Source organism: Pseudomonas sp. HMWF006, from assembly GCF_003061205.1.
Classification (GTDB): Bacteria; Pseudomonadota; Gammaproteobacteria; order Pseudomonadales; family Pseudomonadaceae; genus Aquipseudomonas; species Aquipseudomonas monsensis.
Window position 1 is genome coordinate 10,546 of record NZ_QAIU01000230.1, and the last position, 4,702, is coordinate 15,247.

Below are 4,702 nucleotides of genomic sequence, written 5' to 3' on the forward strand. Positions count from 1 at the left end.
CAGCGGGTTCGTCGCCTCGATGGGCGAGAAACGTGTAGTGCGCAATCAACTGTTTGATCTGGCCTATCGGCACTTGCAGGCGTCCGGGGTGAACCTGCTGTCCAGCGATGAAAGCAACGCGCCGACGAACCTTTCGCGGCCACGGGCGTTGCTCGACAGTTCACCGATTTTCTCGACCTTGCGTCAGGAAGAAAAAGACACCTTCAGCCAGAACATGACCCTGCAAACCTTCCGCGCCGGCGAGCAGATTCTGGGGGCGGGCGAGGTCAGCGATCACCTGTTCATCATCGAATCCGGAGTGGTCACCGTGACCTTGATCCGTCATGGCAAACCGTTCGAATCCGGACGCATGGGGCCGGGGGAAGTGATTGGCGAGGCCGGTATTCTTTCCGATTCATCGGTGCCGGCCACCTTCGCCGCGAAAACGTTCTGCGCCATGTACCGTATCGAAAAATCCTATTTGAAACCGTGCCTGGACGCTCGTCACGACATCAGTGAAGCGATGAAAACCCTGCTCGATTATCGCCTGCACAAAGCGCAGACCCTGACGCAGGACGAGCCCGTGGTCGTGGCGAAAAAAGGCTTTCTGCAGTGGCTGCGCCATCGCGTGTGAACGACGGGCCTCAGGCGTAAGCGGCGAGTTTCTGTTCCAGGTGCAGGCGCACCTGTGGCCACTCGTCGTCAATGATGCTGAAACGCACCGAGTTGCGCTTGCGCCCGTCGGGCATGATCCGTTCATGGCGGACGATGCCTTCCTGCTGCGCGCCCAGACGCAGGATCGCGTTGCGTGACTTCTGGTTGTTTTCGTCGGTGGTGAATTGCACGCGCACGCAATCGAGCAGGTCGAAGGCGTGGCACAGCATCAGGTATTTGGCTTCGGTGTTGACGAACGACTTCTGCCAGCGCGCCGCGATCCAGCTGCTGCCGATTTCCAGCTTGCGATTGACTCGGTCGATCTTCCAGAAGCGGGTCGAGCCGATCACCTCGCCGGTGTCTTTCAATACGATGACAAATGGCATGACCGTACCGGCTTCGCGGCCATCGAGGGCCTTTTTCAGATAACTGTCGATGGTCGACGCCGAAGGCACCACGGTGACGGTGAGGTTCCACAGTTCGCCGTCAGCGGCGGCATCGAGCAGGGCGGCGGCGTCGGAATATTGCAGCGGGCGCAGAAGGATGCGCTGACCTCGCAGCGTGGTTTGCATGGATTCAGGTCTCGGCAGTGCGGGCGAAGGGCGAGCGCCTATTACGCCGCAGCGCAGTGATCCGATGCAACCTGCGCGAGGGGCACACGGTCACAATTTTTACATGCCTTGGGCAGGAGCCTCAGCCGATGAAAAACCTGCGGATCGTCACCTACAACGTCAACGGCCTGCGCGCACGGCTGCCGAACCTGCTGGACTGGCTCAAGCGCGAACAGCCGGACATCGCGTGCCTGCAGGAACTCAAATCCGTCGACAGCGCGTTTCCTGTCGCCGAGCTGGAAGCCGCCGGGTATGGCGCAATCTGGCAGGGTCAGGCGTCGTGGAACGGCGTGGCGATTCTTGCCCGCGATGCGCAGCCGCTGGAGAGCCGCCGTGGGTTGCCCGGCGACCCCGATGACAAGCACAGCCGCTATCTGGAAGCCGCAGTGCATGGAGTGCTGGTCGGGTGCCTGTACTTGCCAAACGGCAACCCGCAGCCGGGGCCGAAGTTCGACTACAAACTGGCCTGGTTCGAGCGCCTGATCCGTTACGCCAAGGACCTGCAAAGCAGCGACCATCCGGTGGTGCTGGCCGGCGACTACAACGTGGTGCCCACCGACATGGACATCTACAACACCCGTTCATGGCTCAAGGACGCGTTGCTGCAACCGCAAAGCCGTGAGTGCTATCAGCGCTTGCTCGATCAGGGCTGGACCGATTCACTGCGGCATCTGTACCCCGAAGATCGGCTGTACACGTTCTGGGATTACTTCCGCCAACACTGGCAAACCAACTCCGGGTTGCGCATTGATCATCTCTTGCTCAACCCGGCGCTGAGTCCGTATCTGCACGAGGCTGGCGTAGACGCCTGGGTGCGCAACGAACCGCACGCCAGTGACCATGCGCCGACGTGGATTCGCATCGGTTCGCGCAAAAAACGCTAGCAGGCGATTGGCGAAATCAATTGTCGAAAACAGTGCCCGATCCCGTATACATGGCGACCATTAACGCAGTGATCTGCGGCCCATGCAAAAGGACTGAGCAATGAGCGAACCACGCCTGACGAATCTGAAGCTGTACCTGCAACGCCTGGGTTTCGATACGCCGCCTGCACCGACCCTGGACACCCTGCGTCAGCTGCAATTACGTCACACCGGCGCCTTTCCCTTCGAGAACCTGGCCACGATCACTGGCGCGCCGGTGCTGATTGATCTCGCCTCTATTGAACAGAAGGTATTCGACCATGGCCGTGGCGGGTACTGTTACGAACTCAATCACCTGTTTTTCGCCCTGTTGCTTGAACTGGGCTTCGATGCTCGCGCCATCAGCGGCCGGGTGGTGATGAATCAACCCGAAGGCAGCTGGACCGCCCGTACTCACCGCTTGAGCCTGGTGACCCTCGACGGCGTGCGTTACATCACCGACGTCGGCTTCGGCGGCATGGTGCCAACGGCACCGCTGATCCTCGACAGCGAACACGAGCAGTCCACGCCGCACGAACCCTACCGCATCGAAAAACAGACCGATGGCTACATGCTGCGCGCCAGGGTGGCGGGTGAGTGGCGGTCGATGTACCTGTTCGATCTGCAACGCCAGGAAGACATCGACTACACCATCGGCAACTGGTACGTCTCGACCCATCCGCAATCACCGTTCACCCAGCGCCTGATGGTTGCGCGCACCGGTGACGGCTGGCGCAAGACGTTGAACAACGGCAGCTTCGCGCTTCATCGCGTGGGCGCCGAGAGTGAGCGTCGGGAAGTGGCGGATGTCGATGAGTTGATCGCGTTGCTGGCTGGCGAATTTGATCTGCGCCTGCCTGATCTTCCGCATGTGCGGCATGCCCTTGAACGGATGATCGTCCCGGCCTGAGGTCGCCGTGAACACTTCACACGAGTGTTCACATCCACAGTGACAGGAGGGAATGTGTTGGCGGATTTGTGGGCGCTGGCAGCAGCGGGCTAGCAGGATGGGTGGCTACCTGGCCATTATGTGACCAATAAGTTGTATACAACTCTATGGACATTTGTCACGAGTATTGAATACAGTGTGCGCATAACAAAAACCAGGGAACCCCCCACCATGAAAACGCCCCATGTTTCACACCAACGGCCCGAGGACGAAAATCTCGGGGTCGGCGCGAATATGGCTTACGGCCTGCAACATGTTCTGACCATGTATGGCGGTATCGTCGCGGTGCCACTGATCATCGGTCAGGCTGCCGGGCTGTCGCCGGCGGACATTGGTTTGTTGATTGCTGCTTCATTGTTTGCGGGGGGGCTGGCGACACTGCTGCAAACCCTGGGTCTGCCGTTTTTTGGTTGTCAGTTGCCGCTGGTACAGGGCGTGTCGTTCTCCGGCGTGGCGACCATGGTCGCGATCGTCAGCAGTGGCGGCGAGGGCGGCTTCCAGTCGGTGCTCGGCGCGGTGATTGCGGCGTCCTTGATCGGTTTGTTGATCACGCCGGTGTTCTCGCGCATCACCAAGTTCTTCCCGCCGTTGGTCACCGGCATCGTGATCACCACCATCGGCCTGACGCTGATGCCGGTGGCCGCACGCTGGGCCATGGGCGGTAACAGCCATGCCCCGGACTTCGGCAGCATGCAGAACATCGGTCTGGCGGCGGTCACGCTGGTGCTGGTGTTGCTGCTGAGCAAGGTCGGCAGTTCGACCATCTCGCGTCTGTCGATCCTGTTGGCCATGGTGATCGGCACGGTGCTGGCGGTGTTCCTTGGCATGGCGGATTTCTCCAGCGTCACCACGGGGCCGATGTTCGGCTTCCCGACGCCGTTCCACTTCGGTATGCCGACTTTCCACTTCGCCGCGATCCTGTCGATGTGCATCGTGGTGATGGTGACTCTGGTAGAGACTTCGGCGGACATTCTCGCGGTCGGTGAAATCATCGGCACCAAGGTCGATTCCAAGCGTCTGGGCAATGGTCTGCGGGCGGACATGCTGTCGAGCATGTTTGCGCCGATCTTCGGTTCCTTCACTCAAAGTGCTTTCGCCCAGAACGTCGGGCTGGTGGCGGTGACCGGGATCAAGAGCCGTTACGTGGTCGCCACTGGCGGTATCTTCCTGGTGATTCTCGGTCTGCTGCCGTTCATGGGCCGGGTGATTGCCGCCGTACCGACGTCAGTATTGGGTGGCGCCGGTATAGTGCTGTTCGGTACGGTGGCGGCAAGCGGTATTCGCACGCTGTCGAAGGTGGATTACCGCAACAACGTCAACCTGATCATCGTTGCCACCTCGATCGGCTTCGGCATGATCCCGATTGCCGCGCCGAACTTCTACGATCACTTCCCGAGCTGGTTCGCGACCATTTTCCATTCGGGCATCAGCTCGTCGGCGATCATGGCGATCCTGCTCAACCTGGCGTTCAACCACTTCACCGCCGGCAACTCGGACCAGCAGTCGGTGTTTGCCGCGGCGGAAGAGCGGACCCTGCGCTATCGCGATCTGGCAGCGCTGCGTGAAGGCGATTACTTCAGCGACGGCAAGCTGCATGATTGCGATGG

Annotated in this window: 5 protein-coding genes; 4 read left to right on the forward strand and 1 reads right to left on the reverse strand. The window is 60.4% G+C overall.

The window, feature by feature from the left end; translation table 11 throughout:
• A partial coding sequence (locus tag DBR24_RS31815) for a Crp/Fnr family transcriptional regulator (protein WP_256591360.1) occupies window positions 1-613 on the forward strand: 613 nt, incomplete at its 5' end.
• Window positions 614-623: 10 nt separating this feature from the next.
• On the opposite strand, the gene DBR24_RS09245 is transcribed toward DBR24_RS31815, so the two are convergent.
• A complete protein-coding gene (locus DBR24_RS09245) occupies window positions 624-1,205 on the reverse strand; it encodes a GNAT family N-acetyltransferase (RefSeq protein WP_128614575.1) in 582 nt (193 codons plus the stop codon).
• Window positions 1,206-1,333: 128 nt separating this feature from the next.
• Between DBR24_RS09245 and xth the strand changes: the two genes are divergently transcribed.
• The 3 genes from xth to DBR24_RS09260 all read left to right on the forward strand — a co-directional run.
• The gene (gene xth / locus DBR24_RS09250) at window positions 1,334-2,128 is read left to right on the forward strand and encodes an exodeoxyribonuclease III (protein ID WP_128614576.1); all 795 of its coding nucleotides are present in this window, start codon (window positions 1,334-1,336) and stop codon (window positions 2,126-2,128) included.
• 100 nt (window positions 2,129-2,228) lie between these two features.
• On the forward strand, window positions 2,229-3,056 hold the full coding sequence (locus tag DBR24_RS09255; protein ID WP_128614577.1) for an arylamine N-acetyltransferase: 828 nt from the start codon (window positions 2,229-2,231) through the stop codon (window positions 3,054-3,056).
• Between the two features lie 210 nt (window positions 3,057-3,266).
• A partial coding sequence (locus DBR24_RS09260; RefSeq protein WP_146189006.1) for a nucleobase:cation symporter-2 family protein occupies window positions 3,267-4,702 on the forward strand: 1,436 nt, incomplete at its 3' end.

What these genes read in the sequence shown, in the direction of transcription:
- DBR24_RS09245 (WP_128614575.1), bottom strand. Translation starts at nt 1,205, where the DNA reads ATGCAAACCACGCTGCGAGGTCAGCGCATCCTTCTGCGCCCGCTGCAA.
- xth (WP_128614576.1), top strand. Translation starts at nt 1,334, where the DNA reads ATGAAAAACCTGCGGATCGTCACCTACAACGTCAACGGCCTGCGCGCA.
- DBR24_RS09255 (WP_128614577.1), top strand. Translation starts at nt 2,229, where the DNA reads ATGAGCGAACCACGCCTGACGAATCTGAAGCTGTACCTGCAACGCCTG.